The 17629-nt window shown below is 43.7% G+C and carries 13 protein-coding genes, 1 tRNA gene and 2 pseudogenes; 4 read left to right on the top strand and 12 right to left on the bottom strand.

What is annotated here, in order from left to right:
- Positions 1 to 16: 16 nt before the first annotated feature.
- Both G9F50_RS12250 and hmpA read right to left on the bottom strand, forming a co-directional pair.
- Positions 17 to 862 (bottom strand): glucosaminidase domain-containing protein, encoded by an 846-nt coding sequence (locus tag G9F50_RS12250; RefSeq protein ID WP_014418724.1) that lies wholly within the window; start codon positions 860 to 862, stop codon positions 17 to 19.
- A gap of 141 nt (positions 863 to 1003) precedes the next feature.
- Positions 1004 to 2179, bottom strand: coding sequence for an NO-inducible flavohemoprotein (gene hmpA, locus G9F50_RS12245; protein WP_060561856.1), 1176 nt, complete (start codon positions 2177 to 2179; stop codon positions 1004 to 1006).
- A 218-nt stretch (positions 2180 to 2397) separates the two neighbouring features.
- On the opposite strand from hmpA, the gene G9F50_RS12240 reads away from it, so the two are divergent.
- On the top strand, positions 2398 to 3039 hold the full coding sequence (locus G9F50_RS12240; RefSeq protein ID WP_053574145.1) for a cupin domain-containing protein: 642 nt from the start codon (positions 2398 to 2400) through the stop codon (positions 3037 to 3039).
- A gap of 60 nt (positions 3040 to 3099) precedes the next feature.
- Here G9F50_RS12240 and G9F50_RS12235 read toward each other — a convergent pair.
- Both G9F50_RS12235 and G9F50_RS12230 read right to left on the bottom strand, forming a co-directional pair.
- Positions 3100 to 3422, bottom strand: a pseudogene (locus tag G9F50_RS12235) (hypothetical protein).
- Positions 3423 to 4719: 1297 nt separating this feature from the next.
- Complete coding sequence (locus G9F50_RS12230; protein ID WP_052827810.1) at positions 4720 to 5850, bottom strand: response regulator aspartate phosphatase; 1131 nt, start codon at positions 5848 to 5850, stop codon at positions 4720 to 4722.
- Positions 5851 to 6241: 391 nt separating this feature from the next.
- Between G9F50_RS12230 and G9F50_RS12225 the strand changes: the two genes are divergently transcribed.
- Positions 6242 to 6445, top strand: coding sequence for a hypothetical protein (locus G9F50_RS12225; protein ID WP_038464241.1), 204 nt, complete (start codon positions 6242 to 6244; stop codon positions 6443 to 6445).
- 125 nt (positions 6446 to 6570) lie between these two features.
- On the top strand, positions 6571 to 7077 hold the full coding sequence (locus G9F50_RS20585; RefSeq protein ID WP_060561858.1) for a hypothetical protein: 507 nt from the start codon (positions 6571 to 6573) through the stop codon (positions 7075 to 7077).
- Positions 7078 to 7253: 176 nt separating this feature from the next.
- Here the strand turns inward: G9F50_RS20585 and G9F50_RS12215 are convergent.
- From G9F50_RS12215 to G9F50_RS12205, 3 genes are all read right to left on the bottom strand, one after another.
- Positions 7254 to 7326 (bottom strand) — tRNA-Ala (locus G9F50_RS12215).
- Positions 7327 to 7454: 128 nt separating this feature from the next.
- Complete coding sequence (locus G9F50_RS12210) at positions 7455 to 8285, bottom strand: undecaprenyl-diphosphate phosphatase (protein ID WP_007613337.1); 831 nt, start codon at positions 8283 to 8285, stop codon at positions 7455 to 7457.
- 91 nt (positions 8286 to 8376) lie between these two features.
- The gene (locus G9F50_RS12205; RefSeq protein WP_007408629.1) at positions 8377 to 9537 is read right to left on the bottom strand and encodes an AI-2E family transporter; all 1161 of its coding nucleotides are present in this window, start codon (positions 9535 to 9537) and stop codon (positions 8377 to 8379) included.
- A 179-nt stretch (positions 9538 to 9716) separates the two neighbouring features.
- Here G9F50_RS12205 and G9F50_RS12200 point away from each other — a divergent pair, with 179 nt between their 5' ends.
- Positions 9717 to 10703 carry a Gfo/Idh/MocA family protein gene (locus G9F50_RS12200; RefSeq protein WP_060561859.1) on the top strand — a complete coding sequence of 329 codons (987 nt, stop codon included), beginning with the start codon at positions 9717 to 9719 and terminating at the stop codon, positions 10701 to 10703.
- 31 nt (positions 10704 to 10734) lie between these two features.
- On the opposite strand, the gene G9F50_RS12195 is transcribed toward G9F50_RS12200, so the two are convergent.
- From G9F50_RS12195 to G9F50_RS12180, 5 genes and pseudogenes are all read right to left on the bottom strand, one after another.
- Complete coding sequence (locus G9F50_RS12195) at positions 10735 to 11259, bottom strand: type 1 glutamine amidotransferase domain-containing protein (protein ID WP_003152143.1); 525 nt, start codon at positions 11257 to 11259, stop codon at positions 10735 to 10737.
- Positions 11260 to 11324: 65 nt separating this feature from the next.
- A complete protein-coding gene (locus tag G9F50_RS20875) occupies positions 11325 to 12296 on the bottom strand; it encodes a methyl-accepting chemotaxis protein (RefSeq protein ID WP_425340276.1) in 972 nt (323 codons plus the stop codon).
- A pseudogene (locus G9F50_RS20870) lies at positions 12291 to 13331 on the bottom strand (HAMP domain-containing protein); the annotation flags it as partial. The gene G9F50_RS20875 and the pseudogene G9F50_RS20870, both read right to left, overlap by 6 nt.
- A gap of 115 nt (positions 13332 to 13446) precedes the next feature.
- Entirely contained in the window at positions 13447 to 15432 is a 1986-nt protein-coding gene (locus tag G9F50_RS12185) for a methyl-accepting chemotaxis protein (RefSeq protein WP_038459619.1), read from the bottom strand.
- A gap of 127 nt (positions 15433 to 15559) precedes the next feature.
- Positions 15560 to 17548 (bottom strand): methyl-accepting chemotaxis protein, encoded by a 1989-nt coding sequence (locus tag G9F50_RS12180; protein ID WP_060561861.1) that lies wholly within the window; start codon positions 17546 to 17548, stop codon positions 15560 to 15562.
- Between the last annotated feature and the right edge of the window lie 81 nt (positions 17549 to 17629).

Genomic DNA, 17629 nt, shown 5'->3' with positions numbered 1-17629 from the left:
CGGCTTTTTTTGATGCTTATGTTTCTTCACTTAACTGGACGGCGGTTTGGTCAACCCAGCCGATCAGCTCATCTTTCACTTGAATTTGGTACCAGACGGATTCTCCGTTTTGTTTTTCAGATACGACTTTAATATGCTGGCCGGTAAACTTTTGCGCCGATGCCAGTTTAATAGAATGCCGCTCTTTTGACGGCTTGGACCACACGTCTTCAATGGCGTGGTCTTTGATGGCGCCTTTCATATCAACTGCCTTAAGAGAGGCATTGATTTTGTCATATTCATTCAGATTATAGGTTTCTATGACATCTTTAATTTTTTCAGCATAGCCGGGGTCTGTGGCGTAGCCGGATTTTTGAAGGGCAGCCGCCGCTGTTTTATAATTGTCCGCTTCAATGACGGGCTTATACTTCTTTTTATTCCAAGACGTTCCGTTGACAAATAATTTGGCATGGTCATCCATTGATTCAAAAAACGTGCTGTATTTACGGAATTTTGCCCGAATCGTTTTTCGTTTTCCTTTTTCAAATTCATCCGTTTTCATCGTGACGTGTTTTCCTTTATAATCACCTTTTACACCGAACAGGTTGCGCGCTTTCCCCGCAAGCTCACTGTTCCCCCAGTCCGATTCGAGAATGGCCTGTGCGAGGGTGATGCTCGGAAGGACATGATATTTCTCATATAAAATCTGAGCATGCCCGGAAAGGCTGTCAATAAAGACCTGCTGCTCGTCCACCTCTTCAGGCGGTTTTTCTTCCGTCACTATGAATTTCGAAAACACCATTGATACCAGAAATAATCCGAATATAAGAGATACAGCAAAAAGGCACCCAAGCACCCTTTTGGTCTTTGCTTTCTTTTTCATATCAACCTTCCTTTAATTCCGGAATCACTAGATTTATAATTTTACTGGTCATTGATGAAAATTTCAATAAAATAGGGAAAAAGACGGAGAAAGAACACATTGTGCAAATAAAAAAGACTCCTCTTTGAGGAGTCTTTTTTGTTATGCCATGCTCAGCTGAGGGCCGAACAATTCATATTGAACGGAATCAGAGTCAAACCCGAGTGCAAGAATCATATCTTTCATTTGCGTCATAAACTGCGCTGATCCGCACAAGTAAAATTCAGCATCTTGATTCAGATGAAGCTGCTCCAAGAAGGTTTGATCAATCCTGCCGCTGTAAAAAGGCTTGTCTCCTGAGCGGTCTTGTTCTGCCGGTTCACTGTATACGTAAATGATGTTACGATTCGGATGATTCTCCGCAGCTTGTTCAGCCTCTTTGCGGAACGCGGCGTACTCTCCGTTTTTCGCGGCATGAATAAAAGTAACGGCACGCTCCGGCTGTTTTTCGGCGGCTGTTTTCAGCATGCTCATCATCGGCGTGATTCCGGAACCGGCACTGATAAGAACAACCGGTTTTTCGGCAGAAGACAGCTTGAAATCCCCGGCGGGTGCGCTGACTTCAAGTTTATCTCCCTCTTGAACTTCATTGTGGAGATGAGAAGAAACCGCTCCGTCCTTTTTCACAGAAATCCGATATGCCCCTTTTTGAGAAGCATCAGACAGGCTGTACTGGCGAATGTGCGTATAAGGAGAATCCGCAATCCGCACTTTAATGCTGATATATTGTCCCGCTTCAAATCCAGGAAGCGAAGAACCGTCACTCGGTTTGATATAAAATGATGTGATATCTTTGCTTTCTTTCGTTTTCTGTATAACCGTAAATTCTTTATACCCCTGCCATCCGGCTTCATTGTACATGTCTTTTTCAATGCCGATGAAAGCCTCCGCAATAACACCGTAAGCTTTTTCCCATGCCTGCATAATCTCAGGAGTTGCGGCATCCTGCAGCACATCCTTAATTGCCAGAAGCAGATACTTTCCGACAATCGGATAATGTTCCGGTTTTACACCGATGCTTGTGTGTTTATGGCCGATCTGTCTGACCGCCGGAATGATTTGTTCTAATTGATCAATATTCGCCGCAGCCGCAATGACTGCATTTGCCAATGCTGCGCGCTGAGTCTGTTTCTTTTGGTTCGTTTGGTTAAACATATTTAACAGTTCGGGATGATCTTGGAACATCAGGTTATAAAAGCGTCCGGTGATGTTTTCTCCATGTGTTTGCAATACGGGTACTGTGCTTTTGATGATGTCTATTGTTCTCTCATCCAGCATGTTAATCCTCAACCCTTCTAAAGATGTATTTTCAATATATCTTTATAGTAAGAGATATTTCGAATAAAAGATATATTGAAAATGAATCTTTAAAAAAGTCGTCACAATATTGTGTTGGATTTGGAATTTATGGATTTCACCTCCTTTTTTTATCACCCGGTGAAACAGGGACACATATATTTGGGAATATACGTTTAAAGATGAAAGCGGGGGAGTGCATGGTTTCCGATATCGATTACACGTCTCCGAATACACAGTTCACTTATGATGTGAATGAGAGCCGTTTTTTTACGAAAGATGCTCGGAACTTTATCAATGTATTGGGGATTAAACAGTTAAACACGCTTGAAAATATTTCATTATTAGATATCTTTCTGAGCAAAACAAATGTGATTGAACCGCATACCCATCAAAACGCCGCTGAATTGGTGTACTGTATTTCGGGTTCCGCGGTGGTGTCGATGCTGAATCCGTTCACCCAGAAAATACGGAATTATCCGATCTCTTCAGGACAAGTGGCGAATGTTCCGCAGGGGTGGTGGCATTATGAAGTCGCCACTTCAGACAAAACCCACCTTTTGGCCATATTTGACGCCCCTTCGCCTGAAGTGATATACGGCTCGGATATTCTCCGTCTGACGCCGCCTGAGATCATGGCGCATACGTACTGTCTGAATGAGCATGAGTGGGAAAAAGCCGTTTCCCCGATCCGGCAATCAACTGTGATAGGCCCCGATAAATACTGCGGACAGACTGAAAACACGGGTATTCATGATATGAATAAGCCTTATCAGCCAAATACGCATTATCCGAATGATCCGTATCGGCATTATGATACGCCGTTATATTGGGGATATTAAACGGAGAGCCAGAGCGGCATCGACAGAAAGAGCCCCTCATTGGAGAGGGGCTCTTGATCATTACGGTCCGGTTCCGCAGCTTACTTTGTACTCGCCTTCGGACGATTTTTTTGAATAACATACGTGCGGTGTCTGTCCGGTTTCATCTTTCCAATTGAACCAATTTACATAATAAAGGTTCCCGGCCTCTCCGCCGCCTTCTTCTTTTTGAAGAATCGCAAAGTAGCTTTGATACGGATATATCCTTTTTTATAAATGTCATGCCTGATGGCTCCTTTTTCTGAAGCAGACGTGAAGACGACGGGAGAAAGAGCCGGGAGCGCTGTTAAAAGAAGTGCCAGTGCCGCTGAAAGAGTTAGTAGAAGATAGATTTTCTTTTTCATTTTCTCTCTTTCCTTTATTTTGAATTGTTAGAAATGAAGCAGAACATAGAGGCTGCCGCAGAAGATGAAAAAACAAAAAAACCCTTATTTATAGAATAAGGGTTTAAAGGTATGGAGCCAAGGGGGCTCGAACCCCTGACCTCTACGCTGCCAGTCTGGAGATGAGTTTCTGATATAAACAGACGTTTTATTTTGAAACCTTATTTTATAAGGTTTGCTGACCAGCCTTTCTGATAAAAAATCTTCTGTTTTGGCTAAAAATGAACAAGTTGGTCCCTAATTCGTCCCCATCTGTCCCCAAATAGGATTATAAATTAAAGTTAATTTTCCACTAGACCTGCCATCAAAACGCCCATCACAATCAATAATAATAGTAAAAGTAAACAAAGTGCTAGGATAACAAAAGAAATATACTTAGCAATTCCTTTAGGTGATTTGATTGCTAGAATACTCCCCACGACAATTCCTAGGATTCCAAGCGCCCAATGAATATGAGGCAGTAAACACAATGTGAATAAAAGGATGATAAGCGACACTATTCCAAAATACTTTATCATTTCTCTCCTTTCTATTTTCCCTCCATTAAATTAGAAAATTGAGCTTATCAATTCTTATATATTCTTAAGATCTAAAAATATAGAGTGCCATATTTTTTTAATATTAGCATAGATTTATCGTTCGAGCTTTATGACGACGGATACATACGCGAGGTTATCTGCGCAGTTCATAAGGGGGATACATGGCTTATTATATTTGATTCTCTTTTATCCGTTGAGACTTATGAAGTTGGGAGATGATCACATTTTGAATGAAAAGTGTACCGGATTATCTTTAACATGATCCAATTCGGAAAAAACCCCTCCTTGGATGAATTGAAGAGAAAAACCGGCAAGGATGAACGCGCTATCCGGGAAGCAGTGAAGAACCTCCTGAGGCAACGTATGCTGAAATGGGATAAGCATAAAAACAAGTGGATGTTTTAAAACAATATAATGAAGAAACTAAAAAAGCCTTTTCCGAAGAAAAGGCGTAAGCTGTTCAAGTTTGAAGGCGATCTGAAGCTACTTTGATTGTATCTTGTGCTTGTTTTTCTACTGAGTTCATACCCAACCCACATACTAAAGTCAATGACAGACCCAAAATAATGAAGATGCTTTTTTCATACAGGCACTCTCCTTCTTAGGTTTGATTACGATCAGAGGAAACTTGATAAGATCCATCAAATGAAACAGCCGATGTTGCTAGACCGATCCCTGACATTAAAACGACAGCCGACACAATGATAAATACGCCTTTTCTAAAATTCATACAGGCATTCTCCCCTCTGAATTTGTTTTTGCGTTTGAATCATTTTTTGATGATAAAAATAAGATTTGTCATATTGCTTTGACTCTGCATAAACAGCAGCCGTATCAAGCGCAATATCTTCTACATACGAATAGTTTTTATGTTTCTCAAGGTAATCAATTGTTTTTTTGATTCCTATTTGGTCTATTGCATTAATATATAAAGCCTCCAAATATTTTTGCAGAGATTCAAACAGCTTATCTCCTTGAAATATCGCTGATGAAAGTCCCTTTTTGCTGATTTTAATCGCCTCGCTTGTTTTCCCTTGTTTAAATAGAAGCTTTGCGTATGTAAACAAGGAATGCGGAAGGTTACCCAATTTATACTTTTCAGATATCTCCGCTGCTTTTTTTAAGTAGATTTCAGCTTTATTGTATTCTTCTAAGTCTCCGTAATTCTTTCCTATGTTGTAATAAGCAGAACTGAGCAGCCTTTCATTATTGTTTACTTGTTTCGACAACTCTAAAGCTTTTTCTAAATGCGGCAAGCTTTTTTCATAACGTTTAAAGTCTACATAGTTCCCTGATACGACAAATAGACATTGAATTTTCCGGACCTTATACAACTCATACTGATCGTAAATATCGAGCGCTTGCTTTACGTGATGCATGGAGACGTGGCTTTGTTTCATACCGTAATATGCTTCAGCCAATTTAAAATGAAACTCCGCTCTCTCAATTTCATCATGCACATGAACGAGTTGTTTTTCAGCCTCTCTATAAAAGCCGATCGCCTTTACATACTGCTTTTGATCAAATTCATACATGCCGCGGAAAAATAAAGAATAATAGCACAGCAGGCCGGAAATTCCTTTATTTGATGCTTCGATTTTTTCCAACAGCTCGTCAATTGTCGGTCTCACACGGGTAGTCACCGGTTCTAAATAATCCAGCATGAGCTGATGGCGGAATTTCATGAGGGTGTAGTAAATCAGTAGATACTCGTCTTCTTCCATCTCATTGATTTCTTGTTCCACTTCCGCTTTCAAAATCTCCGCATCCGGAACACTGAACTGACGTATCATTTTATACCATTCATTAATCTTAACGCCAACCTCCGATGATGGTAAAACAGAACTCACAAGGCCACTCCTCCTTTTATATAATATTCTAACATTTCCAAATTATGTTTGAACGAAAAAAAACCGCAATTTGTTTGCGGTCTACAGTGATTATAAAATCATGATTTTGTTGGATAAAAGATACATCATTTCTTATACCATTAGACATATTACGCATTACTTATTTTCACATAACTGTTGGAAATGGCCATTCTATTTGCGATAATAAAACTAATGTGTCGGGAATACAAATGGGGAGGGGATAAGGATGTGCCATTTTAAAATGAGCCTTACTTTATCACTCAAGCGTTCTCAGCTCTAAAGAAATGTGTACTTTGGATAAACGTGTATAAGTAGACTCTCTACAAGTCTACTTTATTTTTTCTCATTAATAAAAACGAGGTGAAAATCAATGGATGGTATAGAATTTTTAGAAAACATGACACGACTTGGAATAATCATTTTGGTGTTCTCCGGATACGCTATTTATTGGAAATTAGGTAAAACAAAAAGAGAGCGAGGGCTTTCAAAATTTGAAGCTTGTCTTAGGTTCTCTGTAATGTTTGGGATAATAGCATGGGGGGTTTCGACTCTTGCTTTGAGTTTATGGTCATAATCTTTTTTGTCGATATTTGACTTATCCTGTCTAAACAGATTAAAACCGGATAAACATACCCTCATTTGGAAAAAAATGTGTTACCATGTAGTTGCTTGTACAATTTTCCAAAAGGGGGAGTTATAATGTTGAAAAGATTAGTTTTTCTGGCGTTGACCCTACTTCTTGCTATTGCTACAATAGCGCCAACAGTTTCAGCAGAGGAAGAGAACGGGTTAGATGGATTAACTAAAAAACAAATTGAAAAATCTTTAAAAGAAGTTGAGTACATCTTTACTAAAATTGTAATTTTTGATGAAGAAACAGGTTACACAGTTAATGAGGGTGAGCTTGAAAAGTCTCCTTATACCAAAGGTCAAAAAGAGGGTATGATCGCCTTCGCTAACTATATGAACAAGGAATATAAGTATGCAAGTGTCCAAAAGAACACCGTTCAAAGATGCCTTGAAGATGCTATTGGTATCTCTAAAGGAGCATTAGATAAAGTTCAAAAGGCAATTGAAAAAGGAGATTGGTGGACAGTATTGGAATATCTGGGCAAATTAGGTGTAGCAATTTCTCCACCAGTATTATTTACATTCTTCCTGTTCTGCGGTGCTACACCAGCAAAGATTGCTCCGCAAGAAAATTGATAAACAACAAAGCCGCCTTTAGAGGCGGCTTCTTCAATCCTAATTTGAAGGCGAAAAGCAACTAAACTTCCCAAAATAAATTTTCCGTCCCCAAATTGTCCCCAATTGCTTTTTTGGGCTATTGGCTCTGTTCCTGACAAATAAAAAAACCCTTATAGAATAAGGGTTTAAAGGTATGGAGCCAAGGGGGCTCGAACCCCTGACCTCTACGCTGCCAGCGTAGCGCTCTCCCAGCTGAGCTATGGCCCCGTGCTGTAACGTCATGTTTTATTATAGACGAGTCTTCTATGAATTTCAAGCAGAAAATTCAGTTTGCTCATATTTACCTGAGACGTTTTTCGAACATAAAAAGAAGACCCTCCGGGGGGCCTCTTCGTTTATCGCACGAGCATGATTAAAATGATGCCGAGGATGACACGGTAAATGGCGAACGGGACAAGCTTAATCCGGTTAATAAGCCGAAGAAAAAATTTGACGACTAAGAGGGCGACGACAAAGGCGCAGATAAAGCCGACAAGAAAAAACGGAATCATGTCATAAGAAAGACTGCTCCAGTATTTCACCAGCTTCAGAAGGCTTGCGCCCGCCATAATCGGAATAGCCATAATAAATGTGAAGTCTGCGGCTGCCCGGTGATTCAAGCCAACAATGACACCTCCGGCAATCGTTGAGCCTGAGCGGGAAAATCCGGGCCATAAGGCGAGACACTGGAATAATCCGACACAGAAAGCCTGTTTGTAGGTGATTCTGTCCACCGTATCGATCGTTTCTTTCCTTTTATTGATCCAGTCCGCTATAAGCATAAGCACGGCTCCGGCAATTAATCCGTAAGCGACCGTTCTGACGGAGAATAAATAGCGGTCAATGAAATCCTCAAATAAAAAGCCGAGCACCGCCGCCGGAACAAGACCGACGGCGATTTGCGCGATGGTCAGCCTGTATCCCTTCTGCTGATCGCGCGTGACGTTTTTTTTGAGGCCGAGTAAATGTAATATCCGATCCTTAAACACAATGGCCACCGCCAGAATCGAACCGAGCTGAATCACCACTTTGAAGGAATTGGCGGCTTCCGGATTCATCAGGCTTCCGGATTTCAGCCAGATGTCATCCGCTATGATCATATGTCCCGTGGAAGAAACCGGCGCATACTCCGTCAGCCCTTCCACGATTCCCAAAACGGCTGCTGTGAACATCTCCCATAGTGTCATCCCATTCTTCCCTTCATTCATCATTTACAAAAGAGAAGCTCTCCTCTGAAGGAAAGCCTGTCTTATAATAAATATCATGTCCGTTCCGATTTTATGACTTCGATCCAGCATCATTTTTTTCTTCTTCATATAAATGCGAACGCATTTTGAACCAATCAAACAGATGGGTCGTGACCACTTTGATGACCGCATACCCCGGGATGGCTAAAATAATGCCGACAACCCCGAACAGCTTTCCGGCGGTTAAAAGAACAAAGATGATGGTAATCGGGTGAATGTGAAGATTTTTCCCCATGATCTGCGGCGAAATTAATTTCCCTTCCACGAGCTGGACAACGGTCCATACAATCGCAAGCTTCAGCAGCATAAGGGGCGAAGTGACCAACGCGATAATAATCGCCGGCGTGATGGCAATGGTCGGCCCTAAATACGGAACAACGCTCGTACAAGCCGCAATGACCGCAAGCAGTGACGCATAATCAAGTCCGATAATCAGATAGCCGATAAATAATAAAAACCCGATGCAGAAGCTGACGATGACCTGTCCTCTGATATAGGAACTTAATCTGTGGTTCATTTCACTAAGCATCGTATACGTTTGTTCTTTCAGACGGGTGGGCACAAACTTTAAGATATAAATCGGCAGTTTTTTGCCGTCTTTCAGCAAATAGAACAGAATAAACGGCACGGTCACAATTGAAATAATCACTTCCGTCAGCGCGCCGATAAAATTCCCGACTCCGGTAAATGTGCTGTTTGCAATTGTCGCCGCCTGCGCCGATACTTTATTAGCAAGATCGGAAATGTTGATATTCATCGTCTTTTGCGCCTGATTTACAAAATCGCTTCCGATCAGGCTTTTCGTCTGATCTTCAACAATATCCACATATTTCGGCAGATTGTCGATCAGGCTCATGATCTGTTCCTTTAAAAACGGAATAATTGAAACGACCGTAATCGTAATCAGCCCTATAATAATGAGGTAAAGGAGCAGGATGGAATAGACTCTTTTCACTCTTATTTTTTCCAATATATCTACGATCGGATTAAGCAGATAATAAACAATTCCTGTCAAAATGACGGGGAGCGCAATCGTTTTGAGCAGGACGATAATAGGTGTGAAAATAAATGATGTCTTCATAAAGACAAGGATATTGAGACCGATGAGCAGCAATACAAGCAAAAACAAGACAAATTTATTGTCTAAGAAAAACTGTTTAAATCTGCCGCCCCATGTTTGCAATGTTTCCACTATTGTTCCTCCATCATATGTATTTTACTTAAATTGTACACTATCGTTCCTGTAATGAAAAATAATAACCGGTCTCTATGGGAATTTTCCCTATCCCTTTAGCTGCCAGCCTTTTTTCCATTTATGTTTCTCAGAAAAAAAGCTATAATGTAAGCCAATACATAGAAGGAGCGATAGCAATGATTCGATTTGCAACAGTCGGAACGAATTGGATTACAGAACGATTTCTGGAGGCGGCTTCTGCTATTGATGATTTTCAATTAACGGCGGTTTATTCCAGAACTGAGGAACGCGCGGCGGAATTCGCCGGCAAACACGGCGCTGCTCATTCTTTCACCAGCCTGAAAGAAATGGCGGAAAGCAAAGCCTATGACGCGGTGTATCTCGCCAGCCCGAATGCATTTCACAAAGAGCAGGCGGTCCTTTTTATGGAACACGGCAAGCATGTACTGTGCGAAAAACCGTTTGCGTCTAACGCAAGGGAAACGGATGAAATGATTCACGCAGCCAAAACGAACGGCGTTCTCTTGATGGAAGCCATGAAAACAACGTTCCTGCCGAACTTCAGCATGCTTCAAAACCACTTACATAAAATCGGACCCGTCAGGAGATTCACGGCAAGCTACTGCCAATATTCATCACGATATGATGCATATAAAAACGGTACGGTGCTAAACGCGTTTAAGCCTGAATTATCGAACGGTTCGTTAATGGACATCGGCGTGTACTGCATTTATCCGGCCGTCGTCCTGTTCGGCAAACCGAAAAACGTCATTGCGACCGGTCATAAACTAGCATCCGGCGTTGACGGCGAAGGCACGGTCATTCTGTCATACGACGGATTTGAAGCGGTGCTGATGCATTCGAAAATCTCAAATTCGTTTGCCCCGGCGGAAATTCAGGGTGAAGACGGCACGATCGTTCTGGACAGCATTCACGGACCGGAACGGGCGGAAATCCGCTATCGTGACGGCCGGACGGAAGACATTTCAGTCCCTGATCTGAAACCGTCGATGTACTACGAAACGGCTGAATTCATCAATCTTCTTCGAAACGGACAGCGGGAGTCTTCCGAAAATACATTTGAACGTTCTTTCATTACGGCAAGCATTATGGAAGAAGCGAGAAAACAAATCGGAATTGTCTTTCCCGCCGATCAAAACTAAAAACATCCGCCCGGATTCGGGCGGATGTTTTTTATTTGGACGCTAACAGATCAGCAAACGCTTTTGCATACTGCGGAAGGTCGGGCGGGCGGCGGCTTGATACAATGTGGCCGTCAGTTACGACAGCTTCATCCAGCCACTGTGCCCCTGCATTTGTCATGTCGTCTTTGATGCCGGGCGTGCTCGTTACTTTTTTTCCTGCGAGAATTCCGGCAGATATGAGCACCCACCCCGCATGGCAGATCTGGCCGATCGGCTTTTTCTGCTCGTTCATCGTACGGATGATGTCCAAAACTTCGGGATATCTTCGCAGTTTGTCAGGAGCCCAGCCGCCAGGCACGAGCACGGCATCATACTCCTGAATAATCAGGCTCTTAAAATCGTAATCCGCCGTCGCGGGCACACCGTATTTTCCTTTGTATGAACGGCCCGCTTCTTCTCCTATTAAATGAACGATCGCGCCTTCCTCTCTCAGCCGGTAGACGGGATACCAAAGCTCTAAGTCTTCAAAATCGTCACTGACAAGCGCTATGACTTTTTTGCCTTCTAATCTCATCACTGCCACTCCCTTCTTTTATACTAGTGTATCGCTTTTTTAAAATGAGGAAAAGAAACAGCTCGCTACAGCTGTTCTTCGTCTTCAGACTGAATCGTAAATTTCCGTGTGACCTGCTGCAGTTCTTCGGCCATATGCGCAAGCGTTTCGGCGGATGAACTGATTTCTTCCATGGAGGCCAGCTGCTCTTCAGCTGAGGCGGCGATGTCTTGAATGCCGGCGGACCCTTCTTTGGCGACTGAGGTAATGTCCTCCACCGCGTTTGTCACATTTTGCGACCCGGCTGCAAGCTTCTCAAGCGTTCCGTTCATATGCTGCAAGGCGCCTGAAATCTGAGTCGTCATTTCTGAGATTTTTTTGAAGCTTTCGGCCGTTTGATCCGTAATATCGAGGCCTTCCTTCACATCTTGATTCACCGCTTGGAATACGGAAAGCGATGTGGCGATTTCTTTGACGATTTCCTGAATCAGCGTTTCGATTTCCTTCGCGGAGCCGGCTGATTGTACGGCAAGCTTTCTCACTTCTTCCGCAACGACGGAGAAGCCCCGCCCGTATTCGCCTGCTCTGGCCGCTTCAATGGCAGCGTTTAAGGCAAGCAGATTTGTTTGATCGGCAATGCCGTTAATGACGTTGAGAATGCTCTTAATGTCGTGCGACTTCGTTTCCAGCCCTTTTACGACCGCTTCCGCCTGCTGTACGGAACGATCAATTGTTTTCATCTGGCCTACCGTTTTCGCCACTAATTCTTCTCCGCTTCCGGCGGTTTCAGAGGTTTGGATGGCGGATTCAGTGATTTCCGCCGATACATTCGCCGTCTCGGCAATGCCCGCATTCATTTGGGAAAGGTGATCAGCACTTTCTTCCAATTTCTCGCTTTGTGATTCGTTTCCGTTTGAGAATTGTTCAATCGCCAGTGTAATATGCTCTGTCGCCTTGCTTGTCTGTCCGGCGGATGCCGTCAGCTCTTCGGATGAAGAAGCGACATGTTCGACGGATGACTGGATGACGCCGATGACAGACCGGAGTGACGCCGACATCTCATTGAAGCTTTGGCTGAGCTGCCCGAATTCATTTTTTGACTTGATGTCAATGACTTCCGTTAAATCGCCGTCACTGATTTTAGCTGATGTCGAAACAAGTTTTTTGAGCGGTTTTGCAATCGAGCGAATGATAAAAACGATTAAAATACCGCCGACGATAAGAGAAACCGCCAGGATGATCAGCGCCATTTTCATGACAGGCGAGGCTGCGTCATGGATCTCACTGACAAAAAATGTGCCGGCGATTTTCCAGCCCGTCAATTTGTTTGTCGTGAAGGCCATTTTCTTCTGCTGTCCTTCAAACATGTATTCAAACGATCCGCTTGATTTGGAAAATACTTCTTCCGTCCACTCTCCGGAGCCTTCCGTTCCCGCTTTTATAGTCGGATGCGCGATGTATTTTTTATCTCCCGTTGTAATGAAGGCAAAACCTTTATGACCGATCTGGACGCGTTCGGAAGCGTTCAGAAGGTCGCCCAGATTAATATCAAGCGCCACAACGCCTGATCCGTCTTTTGTCTGCTGGGCAATCGTAACGACCGTCTGTCCGGTTGCAGCGTCTTTATAAGGCTCGGTAAACACTGGCTGTCCGCTTTTTTCAACCGCTTTTGTATACCACTCGCGCGTGAGCGGATTATAATCGGACGGCATGTCAACGGACGGATATTTCACGAACGCTTTGTCGCGAGACGCGGCGTAAATTGACGCGACATCGTCATTTACGGTGACATACTGCTTCATTTTGTCAAGCAGTACCGATTTATTTTTTGTGTTCAGTTTTTCCTTTGTGATTGATTCGCTGTAGTAGTCAATCGCTTTCAGCTTACCCTCAAGCATGTTTTCCAGCACGCTGTTCAGTTCGCTGACATTTCCCTGGGCGCTGTGGGTCAGTTCGCTTTCTAGTGAATTCCCCGCCGTTTGGTAGCTGAAGTAGGCGAGTATGCCGACCGGAAGCACCAATACGGCTAAAAATGCCGCGATCAGCGGCTTGCTGATGGATGGCTGTTTGATCCAATGTATCAGTTGTTTCATTTTTTCAGTCTCCTTCTTTGAAAAGCTAAATCTATTATCGTCAGATAGGACAAAAGATTTATTAAAAAAACTAAAAAAAACACCCAAACAGCACATTTGGGTGTTCTATGACCTATTAATCTATTTTAAATCGTTTCGTCATATCACGTAATTCTTCCGCCATTTGGGATAACGTTTCCGAAGACGAACTGATTTCTTCCATTGAAGCCAGCTGTTCTTCGGCGGAGGCCGCAATATCCTGAATGCTGGCGGAGCTTTCTTTTGCGATGGACGCGATTTGCTCAGAAGCTCCTGAAATCTGCTGAGAGCCTGCTGTCAGCTGTTCTACCGTCGCATTCATATTTTGAATTTCTCCGGCGATCTGGTTCGTCATTTCAGAAATCCGTTTGAAGCTCGTTTCGGTCTGATTCGTAATATCCAGTCCGCTCTCCACCTCTTTGTTGACGGATTGGAACATGCCGAGAGATGTATTGATTTCATTGACGATTTCTATAATTAAGCTTTCGATTTCTTTCGCTGAATCGGCAGACTGGACGGCAAGCTTTCTCACTTCTTCGGCGACGACTGAGAAGCCCCGGCCGTATTCACCCGCACGCGCGGCTTCAATTGCCGCGTTCAGCGCAAGAAGGTTTGTCTGATCAGCGATTCCGTTAATGACACGGAGAATGTTTGTAATGTCTTTTGATTTTGTTTCAAGTCCGCGCACCACTTGTTCAGCTTCTTTCACTGACCGGTCAATGACGTTCATTTGGCCGACCGTCTGATGGACAAGCTTTCCGCCTGAATTGGCGACTTCCGCTGATGTGGCAGAGGATTCGGTAATGACGGCAGATGCTTTCGCCATATCTTTAAGCCCGCTGTTCATTTGGTAAATATGTTCCGCCGCGCTTTCAATATTTTCACTTTGGCTTTCATTTCCGTTAGAAAATTGTTCGATCGCCAGTGTGATATGTTCGGTTGCCTTGCTTGTCTGCTCCGCTGAAGCCGTCAGCTCCTCTGAGGAAGATGCGACGTTATTCACGGAATCCTGGATGGCATGGATGAGAGATCTGAGCGAAGCGGCCATATTGTTAAAGCTTTTGCCAAGCTCGCCTAATTCATCTTTTGACTGGATCTCGATCGTTTCTGTTAAGTCGCCTTCACTGATCTGTTTCGATGATGTCACAAGCTGCTTGAGCGGTTTTGTGATTGAACGGATAATCAGCACCATGACGATGGTTCCGATCACAATCGCTAATACGAGAACAAGCAGGGACAGATGAAGGATCGGCAGGGCCGCTTCATGAATTTCGTCCAGATACATCGTTCCGGTAATCTTCCAGCCTGTCAGCCCGTTTGTATCATAAGCCATTTTCTTTTCCTGGCCGTCGTATTTGTATTGAAAATCACCTTTTTTGCTGGTGAACAGCTGTTCAGCCCACTCCCCGTTTAATACTGTGCCTGACGTGCGGTTCGGGTGGGCGACCACTTTTTTGTCTTTCGTCAGGATAAAAGCGTAGCCGGATTTTCCGATGTTCACTTTCTTTGTCGTTTTCAGAAGCTCATCGATTTTCATATTGATGGCGACGACTCCTGAGCCGTCTTTTGTCTGCTGAACGACCGTCACGACCATCGTATTGGTGGAAGCCGTGCGGTAAGGATCTGTTACAACAACTTTCCCCTTATTTTCCACGGCCTTTTTATACCAGTCTCTTTCAATCGGATTATATCCTTTAGGCATCTGCAGATCCGGATACCGTGTGAAATGTCCTTCCGTGTCACTCGTATAGATGGATTCCACGTCTTTATTGATCTTCATGTACTCTGTGAATTTATCGGTAATTTGCGATTGGTTTTTCGGCTTGTATCGATCCTTGGTGAGCCAGTCGCTGAAATATGCCGTTCCGTCTTCCTTTTGGCTGATGCTTGTGTTGATCATATCGTTAATCTGCTGCACATTATCTAGTGCGCTTCCCATCATCTGCCTGTCAAGCGTGCTTACCGCCGATTGATAGGCGATAAAAGCCAGCGTTGAAATAGGAAGAATGAGAATGGCCAAAAAAGAAATGAGCAGTTTTCTTGTAAGCGATCTCTGCTTGATGATTTGCACAATTTTTTTCATCTGCTATATCTCCTCTTGCGTGTTTACCCTTCATATCGGCAATTATGGGTAAATATACACATCCAAAAAGAAGAAATATAACGAAACATACTTTTTACCTATTATTAAATTAGTCTTTTAGACTCAATTAAGAGTTTATCTTAAAACGCTTTGTCAGTTCGCGTAATTCTTCCGCCATTTTTTCCAGCGTGACGGCGGAGGAACTGATCTCCTCCATGGACGCAAGCTGCTCTTCAGCTGAAGCCGCGATGTCCTGAATGCCGGCCGCGCTTTGTCTGGAGACGGCCGCGATATCCTCTGAAGCGTTTGATACTTCCTGAGACCCGGCAGAAAGCTGTTCCACGGTTGCATTCATATTTTGCAGTTCACCGGCAATCTGATTTGTTTTAACGGAAATGTCCCGGAAGCTTTTTTCCGTTTCGTCCGTTAACTGCAGTCCGCTTTTCACCTCGTGATTGACGGATTCCAGCATTCCGAGCGAAGTATGAATTTCTTTGACGATTTCATGAATTAAGGATTCGATTTCTTTCGCTGAATCGGCGGATTGGACGGCAAGCTTTCTCACTTCTTCGGCAACGACTGAAAAACCGCGTCCGTATTCTCCCGCTCTTGCCGCTTCAATGGCTGCATTTAAAGCAAGGAGATTCGTTTGATCGGCAATGCCGTTAATGACACGCAAAATGCTGGTGATGTCCTGCGATTTGAGTTCAAGCCCTTGTACGACTTGCTCCGCTTTACTTACGGATTGGTCAATGGCGCCCATCTGGCCGGCTGTTTTCTTGACAAGCCGCTCACCGGCGCCGGATATCTCCGCCGATTCAATTGACGTTTCCGTCACCACGGCTGCCGCTTCCGCCAGATCGCTGAGCCCGTCTTTCATCTCATTCACTTGGGCTGTCGCTTTATCAATACTCTCACTTTGGTCTTCCGTTCCATTAGAAAACTGTTCAATCGCAAGGGTGATATGTTCCGTTGCTTTGCTCGTCTGCTCAGCCGAAGCCGTCAGCTCCTCTGAGGAAGAAGCGACATGTTCAACAGAGTCCTGAATTCCCTGAATAAGCGAACGGAGTGAATCTGTCATATGATTAAAACTTTTACCGAGCACGCCCAGCTCATCTTGAGAGCTGACATCAATGGTTTCCGTCAGATCTCCGCTGCTGATTTTTTCCGCTGAAGCTACGAGACGTTTTAACGGTTTTGTAATTGAGCGGATGACAAAATAAATGAAAATCATCCCTGCGGCAATGGCTATCGCCAATATGATAACGGCCAGAGTCAGAACCGGTCTTGCCGCATCCTTGATTTCATCCACGGACATGGTTCCGCTGATCTTCCAGCCCGTCGCTTCATTGGTCACGTACGCCATTTTTTTCGCTTTCCCGTTCAGCGTATATTCAAAGTCGCCTTTTTGCCCACTGAATAATGTATCAACCCATTTTCCCGATACCGCCGCGCCGGCTTTTTCATCACTGTAGGCAACGGCTTTTTTATTTTTGCTGAGGATAAAGGCGTATCCTTCTTTTCCGATGTTCACTTCTTTTGTCATCGTGATGAGATCGTCGATTTTTATATCAATGGCGACGACGCCTGATCCGTCTTGCGCCGCGCGGGCCATGGTGACGACCATCTTTTTGTTTGAGATGGACTCATAAGGGTCTGTGATGATGGTTTGGCCTTTATTCTCCATGGCTTCCTGATACCAGCTTCTTTCAAGCGGATTGAAATCGGCCGGCATATCGGCATGCGGATAACGGGTAAACGTTCCTTCCTTGCTGCTTGAAAATACGGCGGACGCTTTATCATTGCTTTCAATAAACTGCTTGAACCTTTCTTGCATTTCCGTTTGGTTTTTTTCTTTAAATTTAGCGCTTGTCGCCCATTCGCTGAAATATGCTGAGCTTTTTGTAAACATTCCGATCCGGTCATCAATCATATTGTTTAAGATTTGCACATTTCCTTCGGCGCTTTCCATCATTTGCTTTTCAACGGATGAAGCCGCCGAACGGTAGGCGCCGGCAGCCAATACTGCTACCGGAATGAGTAAGATCAGTAAAAATGAAATGATCAGTTTTTTGGCTATTGATTTTCTGGCGATTTTTTTTGCTGTTTTTTTCAATTTTGTAAACCTCTTTCAATCATTTACTGTTTATATCGGCCGACTCCCTTTTTATTACATTGAAAATTAAGTCATAAATGA

It is taken from the genome of Bacillus sp. EKM206B (genome assembly GCF_011066015.1).
Lineage (GTDB): Bacteria > Bacillota > Bacilli > Bacillales > Bacillaceae > Bacillus > Bacillus velezensis.
This window is presented reverse-complemented; position numbering and strand designations above follow the sequence as displayed.

Bases quoted from the DNA above. Each gene is read 5' to 3' on its own strand.
- G9F50_RS12210 (WP_007613337.1), bottom strand. From the start codon at position 8,285: ATGACACTATGGGAGATGTTCACAGCAGCCGTTTTGGGAATCGTGGAA.
- G9F50_RS20875 (WP_425340276.1), bottom strand. From the start codon at position 12,296: ATGTCGGCGTCACTCCGGTCTGTCATCGGCGTCATCCAGTCATCCGTC.
- G9F50_RS12250 (WP_014418724.1), bottom strand. From the start codon at position 862: ATGAAAAAGAAAGCAAAGACCAAAAGGGTGCTTGGGTGCCTTTTTGCT.
- G9F50_RS12225 (WP_038464241.1), top strand. From the start codon at position 6,242: ATGGATGGTATAGAATTTTTAGAAAACATGACACGACTTGGAATAATC.
- G9F50_RS12185 (WP_038459619.1), bottom strand. From the start codon at position 15,432: ATGAAAAAAATTGTGCAAATCATCAAGCAGAGATCGCTTACAAGAAAA.
- hmpA (WP_060561856.1), bottom strand. From the start codon at position 2,179: ATGCTGGATGAGAGAACAATAGACATCATCAAAAGCACAGTACCCGTA.
- G9F50_RS20585 (WP_060561858.1), top strand. From the start codon at position 6,571: ATGTTGAAAAGATTAGTTTTTCTGGCGTTGACCCTACTTCTTGCTATT.
- G9F50_RS12240 (WP_053574145.1), top strand. From the start codon at position 2,398: ATGGTTTCCGATATCGATTACACGTCTCCGAATACACAGTTCACTTAT.
- G9F50_RS12195 (WP_003152143.1), bottom strand. From the start codon at position 11,259: ATGAGATTAGAAGGCAAAAAAGTCATAGCGCTTGTCAGTGACGATTTT.
- G9F50_RS12200 (WP_060561859.1), top strand. From the start codon at position 9,717: ATGATTCGATTTGCAACAGTCGGAACGAATTGGATTACAGAACGATTT.